A 2,283-nucleotide genomic window follows, 5' to 3' on the forward strand; every position below is an offset into this window, starting at 1 on the left:
AGTGTTCTTGAGTATTCTTGAGGCGAAAAAAACTAGATAATACCTAGTTATTTCAATTGTACGGTCTACTTTAGATTGTATGGTTAAGTGACTAAGCGTATACGGTGGATGCCTAGGCAGTCAGAGGCGATGAAGGACGTGTTAATCTGCGTTAAGCTGTGGGGAGTTGATAAAAAGCGTTAATCCACAGATTTCCGAATGGGGGAACCCACCTTACTAAGTAAGGTATCGTTAAGTGAATACATAGCTTAACGAAGCGAACCGGGAGAACTGAAACATCTAAGTACCCCGAGGAAAAGAAATCAATAGAGATACCCTTAGTAGCGGCGAGCGAACGGGGTCTAGCCCTTAAGCAGTTTGGAAGTTAATGGAAGAATCTGGAAAGTTTCACGATACAGGGTGATAGTCCCGTACATGAAAACGACCTTACTGTGAAATCGAGTAGGACGGCACACGTGATATGCTGTTTGAATATGGGAGGACCATCTTCCAAGGCTAAATACTACTGACTGACCGATAGTGAACCAGTACCGTGAGGGAAAGGCGAAAAGAACCCCTGTGAGGGGAGTGAAATAGAACCTGAAACCGTATACGTACAAGCAGTGGGAGCAGACTTGTTCTGTGACTGCGTACCTTTTGTATAATGGGTCAACGACTTAATTTCAGTAGCAAGGTTAAGCGAATAGCGGAGCCGTAGGGAAACCGAGTGTTAACTGCGCGAATAGTTGCTGGGATTAGACCCGAAACCCGGTGATCTAGCCATGGGCAGGTTGAAGGTTGAGTAACATCAACTGGAGGACCGAACCGACTAATGTTGAAAAATTAGCGGATGACTTGTGGCTGGGGGTGAAAGGCCAATCAAACCGGGAGATAGCTGGTTCTCCTCGAAAGCTATTTAGGTAGCGCCTCGCGTCTAACTATTGGGGGTAGAGCACTGTTAAGGCTAGGGGGTCATCCCGACTTACCAACCCTTTGCAAACTCCGAATACCAATAAGTTCAATCGCGGGAGACACACGGCGGGTGCTAACGTCCGTCGTGGAAAGGGAAACAACCCAGACCGTCAGCTAAGGTCCCAAAGTGTATGTTAAGTGGGAAACGATGTGGAAAGGCTCAGACAGCCAGGAAGTTGGCTTAGAAGCAGCCATCTTTTAAAGAAAGCGTAATAGCTCACTGGTCGAGTCGGTCTGCGCGGAAGATTTAACGGGGCTAAACATACCACCGAAGCTACGGATGCAAGACTTGTTCTTGCATGGTAGAGGAGCGTTCTGTAAGCCGTTGAAGGTGAGTTGAGAAGCTTGCTGGAGGTATCAGAAGTGCGAATGTTGACATGAGTAACGATAATGGGGGTGAAAAACCTCCACGCCGAAAGACCAAGGGTTCCTGTCCAACGTTAATCGGGGCAGGGTGAGTCGACTCCTAAGGCGAGGCCGAAAGGCGTAGTCGATGGGAAACTGGTTAATATTCCAGTACTCGCTTATATTGCGATGGGGTGACGGAGAAGGTTAGGCTAGCATGGCGATGGTTGTCCATGTTTAAGGTAGTAGGCAAGTGACTTAGGCAAATCCGGGTCGCTCTCTTTAGTGAGAATGTTGAGAACTGATGACGAGTCTCTACGGAGATGAAGTAGTTGATACCCGGCTTCCAGGAAAAACCTCTAAGCTTCAGATATGAGAGAATCGTACCCCAAACCGACACAGGTGGTTAGGTAGAGAATACTAAGGCGCTTGAGAGAACTCGGGTGAAGGAACTAGGCAAAATGGTACCGTAACTTCGGGAGAAGGTACGCCAATGATGGTGAAGGACTTGCTCCGTAAGCTATTGTTGGTCGCAGAGAAATGGTGGCTGCAACTGTTTATTAAAAACACAGCACTGTGCAAAATCGAAAGATGACGTATACGGTGTGACGCCTGCCCGGTGCCGGAAGGTTAATTGATTGGGTTAGACTTAGGTCGAAGCTCATGATCGAAGCCCCGGTAAACGGCGGCCGTAACTATAACGGTCCTAAGGTAGCGAAATTCCTTGTCGGGTAAGTTCCGACCTGCACGAATGGCGTAATGATGGCCACGCTGTCTCCACCCGAGACTCAGTGAAATTGAAATCGCTGTTAAGATGCAGTGTACCCGCGGCTAGACGGAAAGACCCCGTGAACCTTTACTATAGCTTGGCACTGAACATTGAACCTACATGTGTAGGATAGGTGGGAGACTGTGAAACATTGTCGCTAGATGATGTGGAGTCTACCTTGAAATACCACCCTTGTACGTTTGATGTTCTAACGTAGG

Annotated in this window: 1 rRNA gene; it reads left to right on the forward strand. The window is 47.9% G+C overall.

Annotation, left to right across the window (positions count from 1 at the left end):
• Window positions 1-81 precede the first annotated feature (81 nt).
• Window positions 82-2,283: ribosomal RNA gene (locus tag CXF93_RS02855) — 23S ribosomal RNA — on the forward strand; the annotation flags it as partial.

It is taken from the genome of Moritella sp. Urea-trap-13 (genome assembly GCF_002836355.1).
Classification (GTDB): domain Bacteria; phylum Pseudomonadota; class Gammaproteobacteria; order Enterobacterales; family Moritellaceae; genus Moritella.